Annotated in this window: 17 protein-coding genes; 11 read left to right on the forward strand and 6 right to left on the reverse strand. The window is 53.3% G+C overall.

All coding sequences use genetic code 11. The features are described from left to right. Window positions 1-113: 113 nt before the first annotated feature. Genes P9L94_09030 through P9L94_09050 form a run of 5 tightly spaced genes read right to left on the reverse strand, consistent with a single transcriptional unit; the run spans window position 114 to window position 4,735 of the window. Window positions 114-401 carry a hypothetical protein gene (locus P9L94_09030; GenBank protein MDP8244209.1) on the reverse strand — a complete coding sequence of 96 codons (288 nt, stop codon included), beginning with the start codon at window positions 399-401 and terminating at the stop codon, window positions 114-116. A gap of 27 nt (window positions 402-428) precedes the next feature. Further along, on the reverse strand, window positions 429-1,493 hold the full coding sequence (locus P9L94_09035) for a glycosyltransferase family 2 protein (GenBank protein MDP8244210.1): 1,065 nt from the start codon (window positions 1,491-1,493) through the stop codon (window positions 429-431). A gap of 23 nt (window positions 1,494-1,516) precedes the next feature. Continuing rightward, window positions 1,517-2,074, reverse strand: coding sequence for a DUF4276 family protein (locus P9L94_09040; GenBank protein MDP8244211.1), 558 nt, complete (start codon window positions 2,072-2,074; stop codon window positions 1,517-1,519). Further along, window positions 2,071-3,258 (reverse strand): AAA family ATPase, encoded by a 1,188-nt coding sequence (locus P9L94_09045; GenBank protein MDP8244212.1) that lies wholly within the window; start codon window positions 3,256-3,258, stop codon window positions 2,071-2,073. Before P9L94_09045 ends, P9L94_09040 begins: the two co-directional genes overlap by 4 nt. A gap of 34 nt (window positions 3,259-3,292) precedes the next feature. Next, window positions 3,293-4,735 carry a glycosyltransferase gene (locus P9L94_09050; protein MDP8244213.1) on the reverse strand — a complete coding sequence of 481 codons (1,443 nt, stop codon included), beginning with the start codon at window positions 4,733-4,735 and terminating at the stop codon, window positions 3,293-3,295. 208 nt (window positions 4,736-4,943) lie between these two features. On the opposite strand from P9L94_09050, the gene P9L94_09055 reads away from it, so the two are divergent. From P9L94_09055 to P9L94_09105, 11 genes are all read left to right on the forward strand, one after another. Further along, window positions 4,944-5,171 carry a hypothetical protein gene (locus tag P9L94_09055; protein MDP8244214.1) on the forward strand — a complete coding sequence of 76 codons (228 nt, stop codon included), beginning with the start codon at window positions 4,944-4,946 and terminating at the stop codon, window positions 5,169-5,171. Window positions 5,172-5,288: 117 nt separating this feature from the next. Continuing rightward, on the forward strand, window positions 5,289-6,704 hold the full coding sequence (locus P9L94_09060) for an aspartate aminotransferase family protein (protein ID MDP8244215.1): 1,416 nt from the start codon (window positions 5,289-5,291) through the stop codon (window positions 6,702-6,704). 19 nt (window positions 6,705-6,723) lie between these two features. After that, window positions 6,724-9,552 (forward strand): MMPL family transporter, encoded by a 2,829-nt coding sequence (locus P9L94_09065; protein ID MDP8244216.1) that lies wholly within the window; start codon window positions 6,724-6,726, stop codon window positions 9,550-9,552. Window positions 9,553-9,638: 86 nt separating this feature from the next. Next, the gene (gene lptE / locus P9L94_09070; GenBank protein ID MDP8244217.1) at window positions 9,639-10,127 is read left to right on the forward strand and encodes an LPS assembly lipoprotein LptE; all 489 of its coding nucleotides are present in this window, start codon (window positions 9,639-9,641) and stop codon (window positions 10,125-10,127) included. Window positions 10,128-10,137: 10 nt separating this feature from the next. Beyond that, window positions 10,138-11,142, forward strand: coding sequence for a DNA polymerase III subunit delta (gene holA, locus P9L94_09075; protein MDP8244218.1), 1,005 nt, complete (start codon window positions 10,138-10,140; stop codon window positions 11,140-11,142). 190 nt (window positions 11,143-11,332) lie between these two features. Beyond that, window positions 11,333-13,831, forward strand: coding sequence for a hypothetical protein (locus P9L94_09080; protein MDP8244219.1), 2,499 nt, complete (start codon window positions 11,333-11,335; stop codon window positions 13,829-13,831). Next, window positions 13,824-14,705 carry a hypothetical protein gene (locus tag P9L94_09085; GenBank protein MDP8244220.1) on the forward strand — a complete coding sequence of 294 codons (882 nt, stop codon included), beginning with the start codon at window positions 13,824-13,826 and terminating at the stop codon, window positions 14,703-14,705. Before P9L94_09080 ends, P9L94_09085 begins: the two co-directional genes overlap by 8 nt. Before the next feature lie 178 nt (window positions 14,706-14,883). Next, window positions 14,884-15,186, forward strand: a complete 303-nt coding sequence (locus tag P9L94_09090) for a hypothetical protein (GenBank protein ID MDP8244221.1) — start codon at window positions 14,884-14,886, stop codon at window positions 15,184-15,186. A gap of 821 nt (window positions 15,187-16,007) precedes the next feature. After that, window positions 16,008-17,717 (forward strand): DUF1553 domain-containing protein, encoded by a 1,710-nt coding sequence (locus tag P9L94_09095; GenBank protein ID MDP8244222.1) that lies wholly within the window; start codon window positions 16,008-16,010, stop codon window positions 17,715-17,717. 22 nt (window positions 17,718-17,739) lie between these two features. Beyond that, on the forward strand, window positions 17,740-19,173 hold the full coding sequence (locus P9L94_09100) for a DUF1501 domain-containing protein (GenBank protein ID MDP8244223.1): 1,434 nt from the start codon (window positions 17,740-17,742) through the stop codon (window positions 19,171-19,173). 123 nt (window positions 19,174-19,296) lie between these two features. Next, on the forward strand, window positions 19,297-21,390 hold the full coding sequence (locus P9L94_09105) for a hypothetical protein (protein MDP8244224.1): 2,094 nt from the start codon (window positions 19,297-19,299) through the stop codon (window positions 21,388-21,390). A gap of 9 nt (window positions 21,391-21,399) precedes the next feature. Here the strand turns inward: P9L94_09105 and P9L94_09110 are convergent, their stop codons facing one another. Then, window positions 21,400-21,963 (reverse strand): hydrolase, encoded by a 564-nt coding sequence (locus P9L94_09110; GenBank protein ID MDP8244225.1) that lies wholly within the window; start codon window positions 21,961-21,963, stop codon window positions 21,400-21,402. Window positions 21,964-21,968 lie beyond the last annotated feature (5 nt).

Below are 21,968 nucleotides of genomic sequence, written 5' to 3' on the forward strand. Positions count from 1 at the left end.
CCTTATGCACAGGCGCTCCCAGAGTTCCACCCATGCCTGATTTATCAATTTTTGAAATACCGGAGCCTGTTTCTGAATAAAAATTATGACCATCCATCAATGTAAGTACTCACTTACCGGATGAACCTTAATTCTTTTAAATTGTTGTGTATCGTTTTGTCTTTAATTTTCAAGTTTAAAGTTCGCGTATTATGGGCATATTGAATTGACCATAATGCAATCAAAGATACTGCGACAAAAATCCACAAAAACCAATGTGGTACATTGCTAAGAAGATTATAATTATCTGGCAATAAACCCAATATCCCTTTTACTCCAGAAACAGTACCTCCGATGATAAATAGGTAGATATACCAGCGTATTCCACCAATTTCTTGCAATGTTTTAAACCATTCTATCATTGAATTTCCCTTAAATTGTTATCAAAGTCACCCAACAATTAGCTCATGCACATCCTGGCGGACGGTTTGTAATTTTTGTTCGATGTCGGGGTGGGCGAGGCGGCGGTAGTGTTCGTCGGTGTACGCCCAGGTTTGGTCGGGGTGCGGGAAAAACTGTTCGAAGATTTCCTCGTCGCTGACGATGCGGCGGGATTGCACCCCCTCGCGTTTTTCGCGCCATTGCGGGAGCCCATCGAAGAACGCCTGTACGCCGCGCAAGGTCGATAGCCCGTCGCTGCTGTAGCGCATCGGCAGCCCCGCGCCTGCGATGCCGCGCGCGCGGATCACCGCATCGCGCATGGCGCTGGCGGTCAGTTTGGCGGCGTGGGCGTCGTCGAGGTTTTTGTAGAGCGTCGCCAAGCTGTTGCGTTCTAAATAGATTGCCTTGCGGGCGTAATCGACTTTTTTTAGCGAAGCGTGTCCGCGATGAAAGACCTGCGCTTTCGGCGCCAGCCAGACGCTTTGCCCGAACAAGCGCATTCGCCAGCCCAGGTCGATGTCTTCATAGATCATAAAGTAATCGTCGTCGAATCCGCCTGCGTCGAGGAAAATCTCTCGCCGCACCATCATGCCGCAGCCGCAGGGAAAGAAAATTTCGTAGGGGTCGCTGCTTTCGAGTTCGAAGGCTTCGAAGCCTTTGCCGAACAGGTTGGTCCAGCCGCCGGCGAATTGGGTTTCGCGTCCGTCCCACGAGAGCAGATGCGACGAAACGCAGGCGGCGTTTGTTTCACTGGCAGCTGCCAATAGTTGAGTGAGCCAATCCACCGCAACATGAATATCGTTGTTGAGAAAGACCAGCCAGTCGCTATTCACCCGCCGCGCACATTCATTCAACGCCGGGGCGAAGCCGAGGTTCTCTTCAAATTCGATGAGTTCTATTTCGGGGAATTTGTTGCGCGCGAATTCACGCGAGCCGTCGCTGGAGTTGTTGTCGGCGATGATGATGTTCACGTCGGCGCCGTCAGTTTCAATCGCCGTCAATGATTTCAGCAGCGGCTTCAGATGCGCCTTGCCGTTATGGTGCGGAATGATAATCGAAATGGATGTTGACATGGCGTTATTACGCTCGCTTTGTCTTAAAAATCAATTAATTTTTTGACGCCATTAATTAACATTTTGAAACTGAGAGATTTGTTATTGTTCAAATCTAGATGAGGAGCAATGGCGCGAGAACCCGATACTTTTTGATATGCGCCTTTTGTCAAGTTGGATAATTCCATAGATGGAGTTCCTAAACGGTCTGGATGTCGGAATTTTTCCTTGTTTTGTTTCTGGCTGAGGCCTGGTATTTTTAATCCTTTTTCGACAGCCTCGAGGTCGCCTAAATAGAAACTTTCTAATTCACGGCAGGCGATACGAACCATTACAGGGGAATTGGTTGCATTATCGCATATTTGAAATAGCGTTTCTTTGATTATTTTACAGTCTCCTGAATCCTGGTCCTGCAGAATCATGAAGACACAATCCGGTGTATTCCATGCGCGTAGGATTTTCCCAAGGTTTTTTTCTAAATCTTGTTTGCCTTCGAATATCTTGAAGTCGGGATAAATGCCCTCTGGAATGACTTTGGGCAATACTCCTTTTAGCATTTCTTTCGCAGAAGGTTCTTCTAAAAAGAAAACAAGCGTTTTCATTGAGGATCAACCTCTTCAAAAAAACCTTGCTTCCATAGGTATCCCATTTGGCTGCCTTCATCCATTAACGCGACGATTTGTTTATCATCTTCCGCTCGTTTGATTTGTGTATAGCCGTCTTTTTTTATCAACCAAAAAACTTCATTGACTTTTGCGGCATTTAGTAAATCCGGCGAATGCGTAGATACTAATACTTGGCCTCCACGCAATGAATATAACCGGAATTCTTCAGCCAGTTCCCAAAGCAATTTTGGGTATAGCTGGTTTTCGGGTTCTTCAACGCAAAGCAACGGGTGAGGTGATGGATCGTATAATAGTGTCAAATATGCTAGCATCTTAATCGTGCCATCAGATACATAGCGGGCTAAAAATGGGTCTTCAAATGAGCCGTCTTGAAATTTAAGCAAGACGCGGCCTTCTTCCGTCGTTTTGGATTCAACGTTGGTGATTCCAGGTACGCGCATTTTTAATTTTTGGAGAATGTCGTCAAAAATTTCGCGATGATGGTTGTGTAAATACTCAATGACAAGCGAGAGGTTTTCTCCTTCACGCGAGAGGTGTTCAGCGTACCCTGCTTCTTGTTCAGGTCTTGCTTTACTGATATGGAAATCTGAAACGTGCCAGTTTTCAATCAGATTACCTAATGCCACAACGGCGGGGAATTTTTCAAATTGCGCCAGCCCTTTGATAGCTAATAAATCGCTGGATTTCAACGTTTGATTTTCACGCTGTAGGTCTTTGTCTTCTTGTACTTTTTCTAACTCATTGGTAACCGCTGAGCCTTCGCCGTTGGTGAAATCTAAGAAATGCCATGGTTGGCCTGAACTGCCTCGCCGATATTTTAACACTTCGCGTTCAACATACGCGCGGGCGTTTTTTTCGTTAATTTGTAGATAGTAAGTGATTAAAGGCTTGTTTGGTTTATCGCGGAATTTCATTTCGATTTCGATAGGACCATCTGAATTTCGGCTGCGGACTTCTTTGAATCCACGGCTTCCGCCTAATTTCATTAATGCCGTATTCACGTTGCTTGTCATTGCGTCGCGCAGAAACCCAAACACGCTGAAGATGGTGCTTTTTCCGGTGCCGTTTGCGCCGACAAATACGCAAAAACTCGGGAGATTGGAAATTTCAATGTCTTGAAATGCTTTGAAATTTTTCAGACGGATTGATTCAATCTTCATGAATCACCTCGTTGCGTTTCAATTTACGCTCACGCTACACGCCCCAGAGGCGTTGCCACCAGCTCTTGCCTTGCGGCTTGGTTTTAATGATCGGGCGGCGAAAGCGGGGGATGATGCCCGACTTGTCGTCGCGGCCCGGGAACGCCCAATTCAACCACATCTCATCCACGCGGTGAAAGGGCTGCCCGCCGCGAAATTCGCGCTCGACGTTGTCGGAGGCGCGCACTGGATTTTCCACCCAGTTTAACAGCGGCTGCGTGGTGGATTCGAAGGAGAAATATTCATACGCAAAACGCTTGGCTTTAACCGCCCGCGCTTTGGCCTTGGCGGGATTCGCGGCCATTTCGAGAATTTTCGCCGTCGCCAGTTTCTCGTCGCCAGTGGGGATTCCGACGATTAAACCTTCGCGGGACAACAGGTGAGAGATTTCGGTGGTTAGCGTACTCAATATCGGTACGCCGCATTGCATCCAATAGAGAAAGCGGTTGCGGCTGCCTAGCACGGATTCATAAATGGGCAGGTCGATGTTAATGCCAAGGTCGCATTCCAGCGTGAGTTGGGCGACGTCTTCGTTGCTGACCCAGCCCATCAGGTGAAAGCGCGACTCATACGCGCTTTTTGAAATCAAACTGCGAAAGCGGTTATAGCCGTCTTCATGGTGTCCGGCGATGGCGCCGCCAGTGACCACGCATTGAACGCGGCGGTTTTTTTCCATCGCGCCTTCAATGGCGAGAAAGAGAGTGTCTACGTCAGCCCAGGTGTTGAAGCCGCCGCTGCATAAAACCAAAAAGTCGCTGGAGTTGACTTCACCGCCGCGCAGGATGGATTCGCCGCGCACTGGCGAAATTTCGCCGTTCAACGCGCAAGGGATGGTCCAGACCAATTCTTCCGAAAGCGTGTAGCGGTTGAGACGGCCAATCAGACCCAACTGGCCGATGGCGGCGCCGCGCTGCATCTCTGAGACCACCGAAAAGCAATCGCCGCGCAGCAACACCCGCGAAAGCGTCTGATGAAAGTGTTCGATCTGTAAGGCGTCGCGCATGAACGGGCTTTTGGCTTGCACCTCGGCGAACAGGTCGCCGAACATGTCCATCCAGACCGGAACGTCGGTTTTTAAATAGGACGCCAAATTGGTGGCGATGGACGACCCGGCGGTGATGATGGCGTCGGGGCGCTTGCGGGCGATCAAGTCTTCGAGCCGCGTCAGGATCAGGTTGGTATTGCGTACGTTGGGTTCGGGCAGGGCGACGTGTTCGAGGTCGCCCCAACTGCTGGGATCGGTCTGATAATCAATATTGATATTGGTTTCGCGTTGGACGCCGAATTCGCAGGTCGCCAATACGACGTGGTGTCCCGCCCGCAAGAGCGGCAGGGCGAACTGCCAGGCGCGGATGCCGAATCCGTACAGTCGGTCGGAATTATAGAACGGCAGCGGTCCGACGCCGATCAGCAACAGCGTTTTAGCCAAAAGTTTCACAGCCTCGCATGGATTTTTCGTCAAAGAAAACTTGTGAGACGCTTTACAGGTTAGCATAAAGGCGCCACGACTTATAAACAAGGAAGCGATTGCTTGCCTCGATACGGATCCCGGCGATTTTTTCCTCTCTTATCTTGACCGGAAAGCGGGGGCGCGCCATGCTTTGGGGTACGCATTTGACGATTGAATCTGTTTGGAGCCTAAGAAGATGCCCATCAGCGAAAAGTTATTAGAAATATTGGCTTGTCCGCTTTCGAAAGCCCCGATTGTGCTTGACGGCGAATGGATCGTCTCAACTGACGCCGCCACCCGCCGCCGCTATCCTGTTAAAGACGACATCCCGGTGATGTTGGTTGACGAGTCGGAAGAAATGAGTGAACCCGACTGGAAAGCGGTGATGGACAAGCACAACGTCGCCCCCGCCGCTGCGTCGTAAGTTACGCTTCACGCGCTTTCGCAGCCTCTGCTCGCCCGGTTGAAAAAACGGGCTACAATTTACTCATTCATACCAATCCTGAAAATGCGTTTTCCGGTTGCGGAAACGCGAAAAACTATGACCTTCGATCTTCGCGCCGTTCTCTCGGATTCTATCGGCAACGCCCGTTCGCTGCATGACGAGTTTGGCAACACCGTCTTCGCTCGCGTGTTGGAACTGATTGGTTTCAACCATGAATACGTCAGCGGCGAGGGGTGTTATATCGAAACCCTGGACGGGCGAAAAATTTACGATTCGCTGTCCGGCTATGGCGTGTTTGGCATGGGGCGCAACCACCCCGTTATGAAAGACGCTCTCCGCCAGGCGCTCGATTTGAACCTGCCCAATCTGGTGCAGATGGATTGCGTTCTGCTGAGCGGCCTGCTCGCAGAAAAATTAATCTCCATCGCGCCGGGCGACCGCTTGCAGCGGGTGTTTTTCACCAATTCCGGCACAGAAGCGATGGAAGGCGCCATTAAATTCGCCCGCGCCGCCACCAAGCGCACGACGATTCTGTTCCGCAAGGGTGCGTTTCACGGCCTCAGCACCGGCGCGTTGGCGTTGAACGGAGACGATTCATTCCGCAACGGCTTTGGTGATTTATTGCCGGGATGCGAACAAGTTGAGTGGGAAAATTTATCGGAATTAGAACGCAAACTGCGCACAAAAACCGTCGCCGCAGTGGCGATTGAACCGGTGCGCGGTAAAGGCGTGTTTTATCCTGAGAATGAATCTCTCTATCAGAATATTCAGCAATTATGCCGCGAAACGGGCACGCTGTTCATCGCCGATGAAATTCAATGCGGCCTGGGTCGCACCGGCAAATGGTGGGCGTGCGAGCATTGGCGTCTGTCGCCGGATATTTTATTGACCTCAAAGGCGCTCAGCGGCGGCATAGTCCCCGTCGGCGCAATTTTATATTCTGATGAAGTCTATCGCGGCGTGTTCAATACGCTCGACCGCTGCGTGGTGCATTCCAGCACCTTCGGTCAGAACGTATTCGCGATGGTCGCCGGGCTGGCGGCGCTTCACGTCATCGAGACCGAAGGGCTGGTCGAACGCTCTGCGGTTTTGGGTGCGCGGCTGTTGAAGGGCTTGAACGCCTTGAAAGAGAAGCACGAGTTCATCAAAGACGTGCGCGGCAAGGGCCTCATGTGCGCGGTCGAATTCGGATCGCCGCGTTCGATGCGGCTCAAACCCGCCTGGATGCTGCTGCACGCCGCTGAAAATGGCTTGTTCGCGCAAGCCGTGGTGATGCAATTAATCAAAAATCATGATATCCTTAGCCAGGTGGCGGGCCATCATCAAGAAGTCGTTAAATTTTTGCCGCCGCTGATTTCCAGCGAAGAGGAACTTGACCGGTTGGTCGATGCGTTGGATTCTGTATTGAATGAATGCCGCCGCTTTCCCGGCCCGTTGTGGTCGGTCGGCAAACAATTAGCGGGAGCGGCAGCCAAACAACATCTTTTCGCGCGGGCCGCCGGCCGCTCGTAGCAGAGAACGCCGACGCGACATGAGACATGCAATTTTCCATCTAATCCACGCCATCGTGGCCCGGCATCCAATTGCGGTGGCGCTGCTGTCCGTCATTGCGGCTGGCGCGTTGGGTTGGTACGGCGCGGTCAAGATGGAACTCATCACCGACCAGGACAAACTGCTCTCTCCCGAACTCGAATATCACCGTCGATACATGGATTTTATGGAGCGCTTCGGCGATCTGGAATTTCTCTATATTCTCATTGAAGGCCCCGACAAACAAAGCATGACCGATTTCGCCGACTCGTTGGCGCAGCGCCTGCGTGGAAGCGAAGACGTTAAATCAGTCGTGTATACCTTTCCCACTGCATGGATGCGCGAATACGTCTTGCATTACGCTCCGCTTGATGATTTACAGACGCTCGACTCAGAACTCGCCGCCAACCGCGAAGACATTCAAACGCTCTATGACTATCAAAACATTGATCTGGTGTTAGATGAAATCGGGGACGGCATCAGCGCAAACGCGATTGCCTCATCGACCCAAAGCGCCGCGACCGGCGAGTTGGAAACCATCATCGAGGCGTTGAATGGTACGTTCAAAGACCCATTCGCGGCGTTTCAGCAATTAGAAGACGAACTCGACAAAGCCTTGCCCGGCGACGCGCAATATATGTGGTCTGATAAAGGCAACTCGCTGTTGATGTTGGTCATGCCCTCGAAGGATTTTTCAACTCTAAGCGTGATCGAGAAGCCGCTGCGCCGCATCCGCGCCGATATCCAACTGACCGAGTTGGATTTTGACCGCAAAGTGACCGCCGGGTTGACGGGGCGCCCGGCGCTGCAAGCCGATGAAATGGCGACCACCAACCAGGACATGCTCAACGCCAGTTTCTATGCGCTCATCGGCGTCTCGATATTGTTTGTCTTTTTCTTCCGTGAAGTCAGCCGCCCTGCGTTGACGATGTTGACGCTGTTGATGGCGATGGGCTGGACGTTCGGCTTTGTTGCATTGACGTTGGGGCACCTCAATTTGCTTTCGACGGTTTTCGCGCTGGTGCTCATCGGTCTGGGCGTTGATTTCGGCATCCATTTTCTACACCGCTATCAGGAAGAACTGGGCTCGACCGGCGACCCGAAAGAAGCCGCGCTGTTTTCGCTGCAACACGCTGGCTCGGGCATCGTCACCGGCGCGCTCACCTCGTCGATTGCGTTTTTGTTGGCGCTGTTTACCAATTTTCTGGGACTGGCCGAGCTGGGCTACGTCGCGGGCGTCGGCATTCTCTTTTGCCTGGCGGGCATGTTAATCACGCTGCCTGCGTTGCTGATTGCGTTTGATACGCGTATTGGCGCGCTGCATGTTCCGACGCCGGTCCACCTGTTGGGGCTGCGCCACGGCGTACGGCATCCCCGCACCTTGGCGCTCGTCTTGGTCGCGCTTTCGATTTACGCGGCGCCGAGTGCGATTCATGTGCGCTTTGACGACAATCTTCTCGATTTACAAGCAGACAATCTGGAGTCGGTCGAATACGAGCACAAATTGATGGAAGAATCCGACTATTCCACCTGGTATTGCGCGTTTCAGGAACCGGACATGGAGTCGGTGCGCGAAACAATCGCTTTGTTGAAGGCTGATCCGACTGTCGCGGGGATGGAAAGTCTGGCGGACGTGATGCCCAAAACGCCTGGACAAACCCAACCGCTGCTGGATTCCATTCAAAAAAATCTTTCGCAATCCGCCGCGTATGAAGCAGTCGAATATTTCCCCAATGTTTATGTGGCGCGCGGCTTGCGCGATTCGATCTCCGCGTTGTTGCTAAAAATCGAACGCATGAAGCAACAAGCCGAGCAGGCCAGTCAGGCGCCGCAATCCGGCGCGTCCGGCGGCTTGTCGTTGGAAGACATCCCCCAAGAGCAATTGGCGATGATGACGCCTGAGCAGATTGCCCAACTCAAAGCCATGCAAGAGGCCGCGCAATCGGGGCGGACGGTTGAGGCGCCTACGTTTGAAATCAGCGAAAGCGAACAGGCGAGGCTCGATCAACTCAGCCGCTTGGCGGAGGCCCTGTCGGGCAATAAGGAAGCGCTGAGCCAAAAATTAACCCGCGCCAATGCGCTGTTATTTGAGAACGCCCGGTCTAGCCTCAAGCGAGTGGCGCAATGGGCGGCGGCCCCGGCGCCCACGCCGGAGACTCTGCCCGAAGAATTTCAAATGTTGTACGTCGGGCGGGACGGCTCGCTCCTGGTAATGGCGTTCCCCAAAGAAAACATCTGGGTCACTGAACAGATGGAAGCCTTCGTCGGCGCCATGCGCGAGATTGACCCCCTTGTGACCGGGACGCCGATTCAGGTGTATGAATCCAGCATCCTGATGCGCAATGCGTTTGCCCAGATCGGGCTGCTGTCGCTGGCGGCGGTGGCGGTGATGGTGTTTTTAGATTTTCTTTCGATCAAGGCCCTGTTTTTCGTCATGGGGCCGCTTTTGTTGGGCGTATTTTGGATGATGTGCGTCATGGGAGAGTTTGGGCTGCACCTGAATCTCGCCAATTTCTTCGCCATTCCGATTTTGATTGGCATTGGCGTCGATAACGCTGTGCATTTTTACCACCGCTTTGAAGAAACCCGCGACGTCGAGAAGACTATGTACACCACCGGGACGACTTTAACGCTGACGACGTTGACCACATGCGTTGGTTTTGGCAGCCTGATATTCGCCTCGCATAAAGGCCTCGCCAGTTTTGGCGCGTTGATGGCGCTGGGGACGGCGACCTGCTGGTTCTCGTGTGTGATTGTCTTGCCAGCGATGCTTAAATTATTCGGCATGGGCGGCGACCACCACCGCTATTCGATTGATTCGACCGGATAAGGTGATTTCAGACAACCGCTCTAGAAAAAAAACGGCGAATTCATTAGTCTGATTGAAATGAGTGAAATTCTGAATTGGACTATTCAATGAAACAGCCTATCTCTCTCTGTTTGATCGCGGCGTTTGCGCTGATTCTGGCGTCGTGCGGCGCCCATTCGCCGCGCCTTCTTGACGAACAATACGCTACGATGCATATCAGCGTGGTCGAAAACCAGACCTTTGAAGTCGCGCTCGAAGAAAGCTTTACCCGCGACTTGATTAAAGTCTTCAAGCGCGATGGGCGTTTGCGTCTTGCGACGAAGTCCAACGCCGATCTGCAAATGACCGCGACCATCTCGAAAGCGCGCATTTACCCGCTCGCCTTCAGCGACCTCGACCGCGCAGTGGGGTATTCATTGGATGTCGTCCTGCTGGTCACGGTGGAAGATTCAAGCGGCGATCTATTGCTGAATCAGCGCCCGTTTGTTGGCTCTGGAGTACAAATGATTACCCAGGACGAAAGCGCGGGCGGGTTGCAAAACGTGTCCGAGCAAATTGCCTCAGATGTATTGAGTTTTCTGCTGGAAGGCTGGTAACCCGCAGCGCATGTCTGCTTCGGCCCCTCTCGTAACGGTTTTGGCGGGCGGCGATTCGCTGCAACGCCAGGCCGAAATCAAAAAAATCGCCAAACGCGCCTACAACGACGACGACTACGAAATCATGCGCTTTGACGCCGCGCAAAAGCAAACCATCCGCGCGGTCGAAGAGCTGCTTTCCTTCTCGATGTTAGACCCGAACCGGGTCGTCGTGCTTGAAAATGCGGATACCGTAAAAAGGCGGGTCGGCGCCGCCGCCGCTGATGATGACGACGGGCCGGTCGGCAATGACTTGGCGGCCTTGCTCGATTTTATTAAATCGCCGCGCGGCGAAGCGCCGTTGGTGTTGCTCGTTGAATCTGAAAAAGATTTATCGGCGGTCATCAAAAAAGCGCTCCCCCCCAAGACGGTCGTCAAACTGGCCAAGACCAGCACAAACAAAATTCGCGAAGCCGTTCTCAAACGCTGCAAGCAAGCGGGCGTTGAAATCAACCCCGACGCCGTGAAATTCTTTCTCGACCAATGCGGCGATGACGCCGCCGCCGCCCAACGCGAACTTGAAAAATTGTTGTTATGGGCGGAAGACGGGCAAACCATCACCCTCGACGACTGTCGCCGCCTGATCGAGACCGAAGACGAAGAGAGCGTTTGGGAACTCACCGCCGCAGCGGGACAAAAGAAAACCCGCGACGCCTTGATGCGCCTTCATCAATTATTGGAGCAGGGAGACCACCCCATTAAAATTATGGCGGCGCTGTCCAACCACTTTCGAATGCTCTACTCATGCCGCGCCTTAATGGCGGACGGCGTCGACCGCAATCAGTGGGCCAAGCGTTTGGGCAAGCCGCCCTGGATGATTGACCGCGCGGGACGCCAGGCGGGGCAGTTTAGTTTAGACGCCATGCAAAACGCCGTGCGGCTGCTGCAACAGGCTGACGCTGATGGCAAGGGCGGTAAGTCGAATGAATTTCTGGTGGTTGAGCGTTTGGTGATTGACTTGTGTCGCCTTGCATAACCGTCGCGCATGGTGACGTTTGCGGGATTTTGTACTATTCTCACAAGGAACGGGGAATCGGCCCGCTGGATTCGTGAAAATTGCGGTTTAGTGAATTAAGCCGATTGGCGATGTAGACATTTACTATGCTACACGCCCATACTATGCCTATATCGAACCCCCGATTGCATCGTTGCATGGAGAAGAAAGAATGAAACACCGTGTTGTTTTCGCCGCACTGCTGATTGTTTGCATTGGAGGGGCGCTGGTATGGCAAACGCCGACGGCGCATGCACAAGCCAAAGGCTGGTGCGAAGAAATTTATCTCGCGCGTGAAACCGCCATCGGGCGCCGCGTCTCAACGCCCGCCATCACCGCTGACGGCGACAATGTATTTGTCGTGTACCGCCAGGGCGAGATTCGGTTTCTCTCATCGACAGACCGGGGCAAGACCTGGAACGGCCCGATCTCGGTGACGCCGGGCAACGCCGCCAATGGGGCGCCCGCGATTGCAAAAATCGGTAATAAACTGGTTGTGTCATGGCCTGCCGTGGTTGAAGTCGGCTCGGGCATGAGCGCCTTTCAATTGTTCTATTCTCAAAGCGTTGATAATGGAAAAACCTGGAGCGCGGCGGAGCGCATTCACGAATCGCGCGATGACGCGATGATGCCGCGAATGTTGCCAGTCGACGGCCAGTTGTTTTTGCTATGGTTAGAAACCCCGCTCAGTGAAACGTTGGGCAAACTCTCGCTGCAAGAGCGCTTGAATATTACGCCCGAATCAATCGAAACGCTGCGTAACGCCAATGCGCGCGGCGGCCAGTTGCAACAACAAATGCGTCAGGTCCAATCGATCATGTACGTGTCCTCGTTTTCGCCCACGGGCGGAACCTTCTCTCCGGCCAATCGCGTGGAGCAGGCCAACAGCCAGACCTTGCCGCACGTGTTCAATATTTTCGGGCCGTATCGCGGCAGCCTGTTTGTGACCGTGAACGAAAACACTGACCTGAAATTGTATGAATCAAAAGACGGCGGACAAACTTGGCGGCCCAATTTCCAGGGCGCGCCGTTTTTAAGTACGCGGATGCAGTCGGACATCAAAATCGTCGACGGCAAAGCGGTTACGGTTTGGACGCGGCGCGATCCATTTGAGCGCATTCCGGTCAATTTTGAGGCGGACGCATCCGACAGCAATTCGCGCAGCGCTCAACTGTCAGTTCCCCATTATGTGCGTTCGGTGCCGCGTATCGCCCAGAGCGACAACGACTATCACGTCGTCTGGGAAGCGGGCGAAAGCGAAGACAGCTGGTTAACTTATATTCGCACCGATGACGACCGCCCCACTTCGTCAATCAATCACCCCAGCAGCGGCGATATCGAAACCCGTACCATGACGTTTCAATGGAACGGCGACGACAATATTTCCGCCAGCCGCAATCTGAAATATTCATACACCTACGGCGAAGAGCCTTGGACGCGGCCTCAACCGCAAAATCAAGCCACATTGCAAACGCCGCCTGATGGGGAATATACCTTCAAAGTGCGCGCTGAAGACGTGGCGGGCAATATTCAAGAGCCGCCGGCGGAATTTGCGTTCAATACCATTAAGTCGGCGCCAGTCACTCAATTGACCAATGCGCCAGTCAACGGGTCGGAAGTTGAAACCCGCCAATTCACGCTTGAATTCATCGGCAGCGATAATAACGATTCGATGGACCAGTTGGAATATTCAGCCAAGTTAGACGACGGCGACTGGACGCCTTATCAGAAGGGGACCAGCCATACGTTCTCGAACCTCGCCAATGGTTCCCGTACGTTTGCGGTTCGTATGCGCGACGCGCGCGGCAATGTTGAACAAGAGCCGCCTTCGTGCAACGTGATCGTAAAAATCGGTATGGAACTGGTCTTGGAAACAAAGCCGGACGTCATCACCAGCGATGAGGCGCTCGACTTTGGTTGGAAGGCCATTGATGACAAAGGCCAGCCAGTCAAAATCAGTTACCGCTATCAATTAGATGAAGATGAAGTCAAGACGTTGGAAGAACCCAAATTGCAAATCAACGACCTCGAAGAAGGCGTTCACGTTTTGCAGGTGTGGGGCATTGATGCCTCGGGCGACCAAACCCCGAAGGTTGAATACAAATGGATGATCGACCGTACGCCGCCTGATCTCGCGGCCCGTTTTGCGAAATCGTATCAAAACGGCTTCCCGGTGCTCACGATGAATGCCAGCGATCCTGCGTTGCCGGACGGCGCCGACCCCGGCGTCCCGACGATGTTCCAATATAAAATGGGCGGCGACTGGATTGATTTCAACCACCAGGGTTCCATCTGGCTGGCGCCGAAGAAACTCGCGTTTTATTCGCTGGGCTATTCGATTGAAATTCGCGCCATTGATGACGCAGGCAATGTTGACGTCGCCCCGGCTGTGGTCGGGTTGCAAATCTGGGCGCGTACCAACCCGTTGATTTTCTACCCCATCGTGGTTTTGGTTGCGGTCGCGTTGATCGTGTTATTGTTACGCTTCATTCCGAGAGGGTCGTCGCGTAAGAGTTCGCTGGCAACCTCGCCTGCGCTTGATTCAGACGAAAGCGACTCGTCGTTCGCCGATGACGATAGCTCAAGCGATTTCGATTATGGCTCTGATGACTCTTCGTTCTCGTTTGATGACGATGACGACAAAAAGAAAGATGAAGACCCGTATGCGTAAGAGCGCGGGCTTCGACCAATGGACGCTCAAGGCCGCCGCGTGTTTCGCGACGGCCTTTTTCCTGGCGGTGTGTCCAGCGAGCGGGCGTCCGGTGGTGTTGGAACTGTTTATCGCAAACAGCGGTTGTTCTAACTGCCGCTTCTCGATTGAGGCGGTGCAGCAATTACGCGAAGAATTCAGCAAAGATGAGTTGCACGTGTTGGTGCACCCCATTCTCGCATCAGACGCTCTGACAGAGTCAGAACGCCGGGTGCGCTTTCTCAACGCAAACGCGCGCCCGACGGCGGCCCAACTGCCGTTGGCGGTGTTCGATGGATTTCAGCGAATACCAGGAGCGTCTGGAGGTATCTTTCACTCTTACAGTGAAGTAATCCGTGCTCGACAGGCGCAAGCCAACGAGGGGGCGCTTGAGGCGTGGATGGACGTTAGCGGCGGTGGGGTGATCGCTTCCGCGACGTATGTCGGCTCTGTCACGCCGACGCCGGGCAGTTTTCAACTCCATTTGGCGATTACCCAAGAGCGCTCCAGCGACCAAATGCCGATTGTGCGGTATTTTGAGACGCTCACCCCAGAGCACCACCAACAAGTGGAGCGCAATTTATCGTTTGTGTTTGATGAACCTTCGCTGGATGTGTACTTGATTCTACAAGACGAAATTCTACAAGACGAAAAATCGAAAAAAATTCTGGTTTCTATCCGCGCTACGCCGCAGGCGTCTATCAGTGTTGATCTCAATAACGACGGGCGTTTGGATGCGCGAGACGCCTTCTTTTTTGCGCTGCTGTGGGCGAAGCGCGACCCCAAGGCCGACATCAACGTCGACGGCTTGATTAACGGGCTTGATATACTCAATCTGATTGGCCCCCGCCCATAAACCGCGATACAACCGGAAAAAATTGCTTGCTTTCCTGCGGCATCTTCTACCCGATCCCTCTGTGCTCTCGATGAGTCAAATTCTATAAGTTCAATTTTTTGAGTACGTTATTTCTCGTCTTTTGAATTGGTATAGCCATTGCGCTCTTGAAAGAAAACAAGGCGATCAGGAGGCGGTTATGGCTCAAGTCATTACAATGCCAGCGCGGAAAAGCGGCATCCAATATAAAGACAGGCTCAAGACCCAGGGCGAGCGTTTTTCTGTCATGGAACGCAAGTTGGTCGATCAGGCCGAATTTTACGAAGCAATGATTCTGGTGCTGGACGACGTCCGGCTGCAGAACATTCGCAAGCGCGATTATGCCATGATGGACATCATCGCTGAGGAAATTCCCCGTTATCAAAAGCGTTTGGATGAAGTGAAAGATATGCTCGACAAATTGCGGGCTGAGTTCCAGATGCAGCAGGTTGCGGCTAACTAAAGCCGTGTTGGATTAACAAAAACGTAACGTAATACCAAACAAATATACCCTCACCCTTTTTGATGAACGGTATGAGACGTCTGTGTTATGACGCTCCTCATACCGTCTTTTTTTTTGTTATTTTTCATTGCAAATATTCGATCTTTCACTATATCAGGCATGGGTACAACTCTGCTCGCTTCAGTGCGGGCTTTCAGGCCCTTTGCACAGGCGCTCCCAGAGTTGCACCCATGCCTGAATCAATGTCATTGACTTAAGAACACCAAAGCCCTTCGACAGTGTTATTGCGAGGAGACCAAAGGCCGACGCGGCAATCTCACCCATCAATAAAGCGAGATTGCTTCGCTTCGCTCGCAATGACACAGATGCGGTAAAGGGTGATGATCCGTTAAAGTTCCGCCCCCAAAGATTGGGGGCGGTTAGGCGGGGGTTGACTGGCGGCGTAGCCGACAGCAATTCAAAAAATCCCCCCCCCCGAACTTTGGGGAGAGAACCTGTGAATTTTGAGGCGGATAAATCCACCTTACTCGCGTGCGGCGTCGAACTTGACTTTTTTTATCTATTTTATTAGGTTTGGTTATATACTATCTTTTGAATGTTTTGTTATTTCACATCATTTTGCGCAAAGCAACTTGCCGGATGTTTTTCACCATGAATTTTCATTGTTAGAGCGGTTGTCAAAAATATGTGCGTAAAGCGCGCCCGTAGCCTGCCTATCGCAGGTAGGGGCTCAGCGATAGATTCCGTTACGGAAACTCAATCCGCGCATAATTCTGGTAATCACTATAAGACCAGTCGCCAATCGAGTGGGGGGAGAAAACGTGAACCGTATCCTATTATGGTTTTGCATCATCGCAATGAGTGCATCTCAGATTATCCGTGCAGACGAACAGTCTGCGTATCAACAGGCTATAGACTCCGCCAAGGCGGCGGCGCATGTGCTTGAGCAGGCCGAGAAAGCCCATCAAGCCTCGCAAGAGTCGCTGAAAGCGGCGCGCGAAGCCGCGCAAAACGCCGACGCCGTCGCGCAAAAGGCCTACCTGGAATTAAAGCAACGCAAACGCAGCGAACGGGTGGCGGGATTGCCCAAACCGCCGCAGCCTCCCGCTGTGGATGTCCCTGCGTTCAATGAAATTGACCGCTTCATCACCGCGCAATGGCCGCAAGACAGCGACCCGCAATTGTGCAGCGACGAAGTTTTCTTGCGCCGCATTTTTCTCGACGTTGTCGGGTATATCCCAAAGCCGGATGAAGTGACCAAGTTTCTCAATGACGAGAGCGGAGACAAGCGGGCGCAATGGATCGACAAACTGCTCGCCCGCGATGAAGACTACGCCGCCAACTGGTCGCAGTTCTGGGAAGACGCGCTGTGCAGCAACGGCAAACACCAGGGCGGCGTTGGGACGCGGGGCGACTTTCAGCCGTATATCATCGAAAGTTTTCGACGGAACATTCCGTATGACGTGTTTGTGACGCAGTTGATCGACCCTAACGCGGCTGGGTATTACGGCGGATACGTCAAATCGAAAGACCATCTCGAGTCCACCCAAACGGCGGCGAATATCGGTCAGGTGTTTTTAGGGACGCGCCTCAAATGCGCCAGCTGTCACGATCATTTTCTCAATTTTGAATGGACCCAAAAGCGCTTTCTGGGTTTTGCCAGTTTCTTTAACGAAGACAATCTGGAAGTCATTCGTTGCGAGGTGAAGCACGGAGAGTTTGTTAAACCGGCGTTCATTTTTGAAAACGGTTCGGTTGACGCCGCCCAGTTAGATTCTCTCGACAAGCGCCTTGAAGTGGTCTCGAACCTGATTGTAGACCCTGCCAACCCGCGGTTTGCCGCGTCATTCATCAACCGGGTGTGGAAACGCTCGGTGGGGATGGGGCTGGTAGAACCGGTAGACGACTTCCGCGAAGATACAGAGGCGTCTCATCCCAAACTGCTGGCGTGGCTGTCGTATGAATTCGCCGCCAGCGGATACGATATCAAACATATCATGCAGTTGGTGTTGAATTCTCGAACCTATCAGTTGGAGTTTAACGAAGCGCTTGCCGACAAATGGAGCGAAGGCGAAGACTTGCCGCGTTATTTTCTCTCGCCTGCGCAACGGCGTTTGACGTGTGAACAGGCGCTGGATTCCATCGCGGCGGCGGTCGGACTGCAACGCAAACGCACCACCTTTGATGAGAGTTCGACCCCGCTGACCCGCTCGCTGGGCAAGCCGGAAACCCGCAACGAAGTCATCACCACCCGGTCAGAAGAAATCGCGGTGATTCAGTCGTTGCAACTGATGAATAGCCCCGAATTTCACGAAATGATTTACGGTTCGCCGTTGCCGATACGCCTTGCCAAGACGCAAGATAGCGGCGAAGCGTTGCGCTTGGCGTATTTGCGGGTGTTGAGCCGCGAACCCAACGCCAGCGAGCGCAAAGCCCTGCTGGCGCAGCTGGGCGAGAACCCCCAAGCCGATGAATGGGGTGATTTGTTGTGGGCGTTGGCGTCGTCGCCGCAGTTTCATTACATCAATTAGATATACCCAGGGAGATACGATTATGGCCCGCGTCAAATCTACGCGTAGACAGTTTATTCAACAGACTTCACTGGCGGCGACTTCGCTTTTCGCAACCAGCAAATACGCCGCCGCCAATGCGGCGAAGGCGCTCAATCCAAGCGCTGACTCGATGATACTCATCTGGCTGCCGGGCGGCGTCGACCAATGGGATACGTTTGATCCCAAAAAACACACGCCCTACAAAGCCGGAATGAAAGGCAGCGAGTTGTACTCGACCTTCCCGTCGATCCCGACGGCGGCGGACGGAATTCATCTCAGCGAGGGTTTGGACAATATCGCGTCGGTGATGGATAAGGGCGCCATTTTACGTACGCTGACCTCCGACACCAAGTTCGGGGCAATCCACTTACGCGCCCAACATTACATGATGACCAGCTATGAGTTTCCGGCGGGCGTGCAGGTGCCTTCGATGGGTTCGGTGGTCGCCAAGTCGCTGGGGCGGCGCGACCCGTTTGTGCCTGCGTACATCGACATTGGCCGCGACATCACCACCGCTGACCAGGACATGCTATTCATCAGCCAATACCAGGGGCCGGGGTTTCTTGGCGTGAAGTATGCGCCTTTCATGGTGCCCAATCCAGAAGAGGGAATCCCCACGCTCAACGCGGTGGCGGGCATGACGCCCGACCGTTTGGACCAGCGTCAGAAATATCTGGAACTCATTACCGGAAATTCAACCAAGCAGTTGCGCGAAGCCAACAAGACCAAAGAATACATGCAGGTCATGGAAGACGCCCGCGCCATGATGGACTCGCCGGTCAAGAGCACCTTTGATCTCAACGAAGAGTCGCAGCAAACTATCGACGCTTACAAGATCGACCACCGCTTCGGCATGGGCTGTTTGCTGGCGCGGCGCTTGGTCGAAACCGGCGCGCGTTTTGTTGAAGTCGAATATCAGTACGAGCCATTCGGCGGATTTGATACTCACGAAAACGGACACACCCGCATGGCGGGCATGAAATCGCAAATCGACCGCCCCATTGCGCAGTTGGTGCGCGACCTCGACCAACGCGGGTTGCTGGAGCGTACGCTGGTGGTGGTGATGACCGAGTTTGGGCGCACCATCGCCGATAAGCCGTCCGCCGGGCAAGAGGCGTTTGGCTTTGATGAAAGCCAGACGGGCGAATCGCTGGTCGTTGAAGATGAACGCCTGTATGGCCACCACGGCCATTTCAGTTCGGCGAATTGCATGTTGTTCTTCGGCGGTGGCTTCAAACAAGGATATGTACACGGCAAAACCGCCCCGGAACACCCGATGCTGCCAGTCGAGGACCCGGTCTACTTGACCGACGCCTACGCCACCATCTACCGCGCGTTGGGAATCCCTGCTGACCAATTTTATATTACTGAAGACCGTCCGTTTTATGTCACCAAAGATGGAAAAGGCAAGGTCGTCGAAGGCTTATTGGCCTAACGCGGTTCCACATTGCACACGCAAAGCCGTCGGCGAAATTGTCGGCGGCTTTTTTTTGTCCTTGACGGGCGGCGCTGCGTTCAACACCATACACTGTTGGCATTTCAGATGGAGCGTGTGTTGATGAAGGCGATGAAGACCGTCGGCGTGTTTGGGTTGTATCTCGCGTTTGCGGTTGCGCGGACGTTCCCATGGGTTTTGCGCCTGGGCGATGCGACCCAGGAGGACGCGCTTGATTCGTTGCTGGTCGCCTGGATGATCGGCTGGAACCATCATGCGTTTGCTCATGGCTTTGGCGGCTATTTCAACGCCAATATTTTTTATCCCCATGAGAACGCGTTTTTGTTTTCAGAATTGATGCTTGGCCCGGCGTTGGCGACGGCGCCGTTGTATGGGTTGGGGTTCGGCCCGCTCTTTTGTTTGAACCTCTTCTTATTGATCGCGCTCGCGTTGAATGGGCTTGCCGTCTATTTGCTCGCCAAAGAAATTGGCTGCCACGCCGAACCCGCGTTTTTCGGCGGCGCGGCGTTTTCGATGACGACGTACGCATTGATGGCGTTGCGGCGTCCGCATTTTTTGTTTATGTTTGCGCTGTTGTTCGCGCTTTTGTTTTTGTATCGGTTTCTTGAACAACGGCGTTTGCGTTGGCTCGCGGCATATATGGTTTGCGCATTATTTTTATTGACGTGCAACATGTATTTGGCGGCGGCGTTGGTCCCCGCTTCGGGCTTATTGCTGTTATTCTCTACTCGAAAAAATATCACGTGGACGCCGCTTGTCGCGCTGGGCGGCGTTGTGTTGTTGCTGGCGTTGGCGTATGGATGGCAATATTCATTGCGCCGCAGCGCGATTGTTGAGGCGGGGTTGTTAGGCCCGCCTGATGCGGCCCAATTGACGATCTCGACCATCACTTTCGCGAACTTGGTTTGGCCGTCTGGCAGCAACTCGTTCTATCAAGGGCGCATCCCCATCGCGCATTTGACCTTTGCGGAACTGCGCTTCTTTCCGGGCTTTCTGGTTTTGTTTTTGTGCGGCATCGAGTTCGCGTCGATATTTCGCGCGCGCCAAAACCGCAGGCGTTCAAGCGCGTTGCATTTTATGGCGTGGTGCGTGTGTAGTCTGTTGATGATTTCGGTGGTGGTTTTGTCTTGGCAGAAAACGCAGACGGTGTTGTATCACCAAATCCATTTACTGCTCATTGCCGTATTCTTCGGGCTGGCGTTGCTGTTGCCGTCATGGCGAAGAGGCATTATTCAGTGGTTGAAAACGGCGCATCCGCTTCTCGCGTCGCTGGCGCTCTTTGCGTTTTTTCTGATGATTTATTCGAGCCGTGAATTTTCGGCGTTGCTATTTCAATGGGCGCCGCAATTGGCGTTTATCCGAATCCCGGGGCGTTTTGGCGTTGTCCCGCTATTGGTCATCTGCTTGTTTGCGGCGGCGGCGCTACACCGGGCGTTGAGTGTGATGCAGCCTCTCATGTTTAAGCGGGGTGTTGTGCTCGCTCTGCTGATGGTCCTTTATTTGGAAACCACCGTCTCAACGCCGCTGATGTTTGTGGATACACCGACGACCAAGCCCGCTGTGTATGACTGGCTTTCGCAACAAGACGACATTCAAGTGATGGCTGAAATGCCTATGCAAACCCATTTGCAAAACTGCATGGCGCAGTATCGCTCGAGCTTTCATTGGAAGAAATTGGTGAATGGATATAGCGGGTATTTCCCCTATGAATTTGCCACCCTGCGCGACCAGATGAAAGCGTTTCCGTCGCGCGAGTCGCTGCAAGCGCTGCACCAGCGCGGCTGTGATTGGGTGGTGGCGCACAAGAATGAAATGCCGCCGCTGCGGTTCGCGCAGGTGGCGTTTTTCGCTAAGACGGCGCCGTGGATTCATGTTGCGTATGAAGACGAAGATAGCCTCGCGCTACAACTTCTACCGATGGAGGGAGGCCGCGCCGTCCGCATTGATGTGGGGCGTTCTGATGGGCGGGCGAGCGAATGGCGGTTGCAGTCAGGCGAGGTTTCCATGCCGCTGCCGGTTGATGAGAACGGCGTCATCGAATTGCAGGACATGCCGCCGGGGACGTATTCGGTCAGGCAACAAACAGCCGCCGCGCCTGTGTTGCGTCTGCGGTTTTTGCTTTCAGAAAAAACGGGCGAGCAGGTCGATTTTCAATTGGTTGGAGATCAGGTGATTTTGATTGACGACGCTGATTAAGCAATTGCTCTACACAATCAATTTTCGCGCGGCTTTGAAATCGTCGGTTCCCGCTTCAACCAATAATTCAAAAATGACGGATTCAATATTGGTGATGATCGCGCCCGCGTCGCGCATCCGGGCGATAGCGTTATCTCGGTTGGCGTCGTCGCGCGAGCAAGTGGCGCCGATGGGCAAATGGACTTGATAGCCGTTCGCGAGCAAATCTAAAACCGTTTGCATGACGCACACGTGGGTTTCGATTCCCGTGACGACGATTTGTTTTCGTTTGGTTTCTTCCAATTGCTTCCAGAACGCTTCTTCTCCACAGCAACTGAAGGTCATTTTTTGTGAAATCTGGCTGGCGTCGACCTGCTGGGCGATGCTGTCCAGCGTGGGGCCGAGACCTTTGGGATATTGCTCGGTTACTAAGACGGGAACGCTCAAAATCTGCATGGCCTGAACCAGGCGCTCGATTTCACTGGTGACTTGCGGGCCGTTTTTCATGACATCGACGATGCGTTGTTGATAGTCAACAACGAGCAAGACTGCGTCGTCGCGGCGCAGGATGGTTTCGTGTCGTTTGCGGCCCATTTCTG

This window comes from Candidatus Hinthialibacter antarcticus (assembly GCA_030765645.1).
GTDB classification, from domain to species: Bacteria; Hinthialibacterota; Hinthialibacteria; order Hinthialibacterales; family Hinthialibacteraceae; genus Hinthialibacter; species Hinthialibacter antarcticus.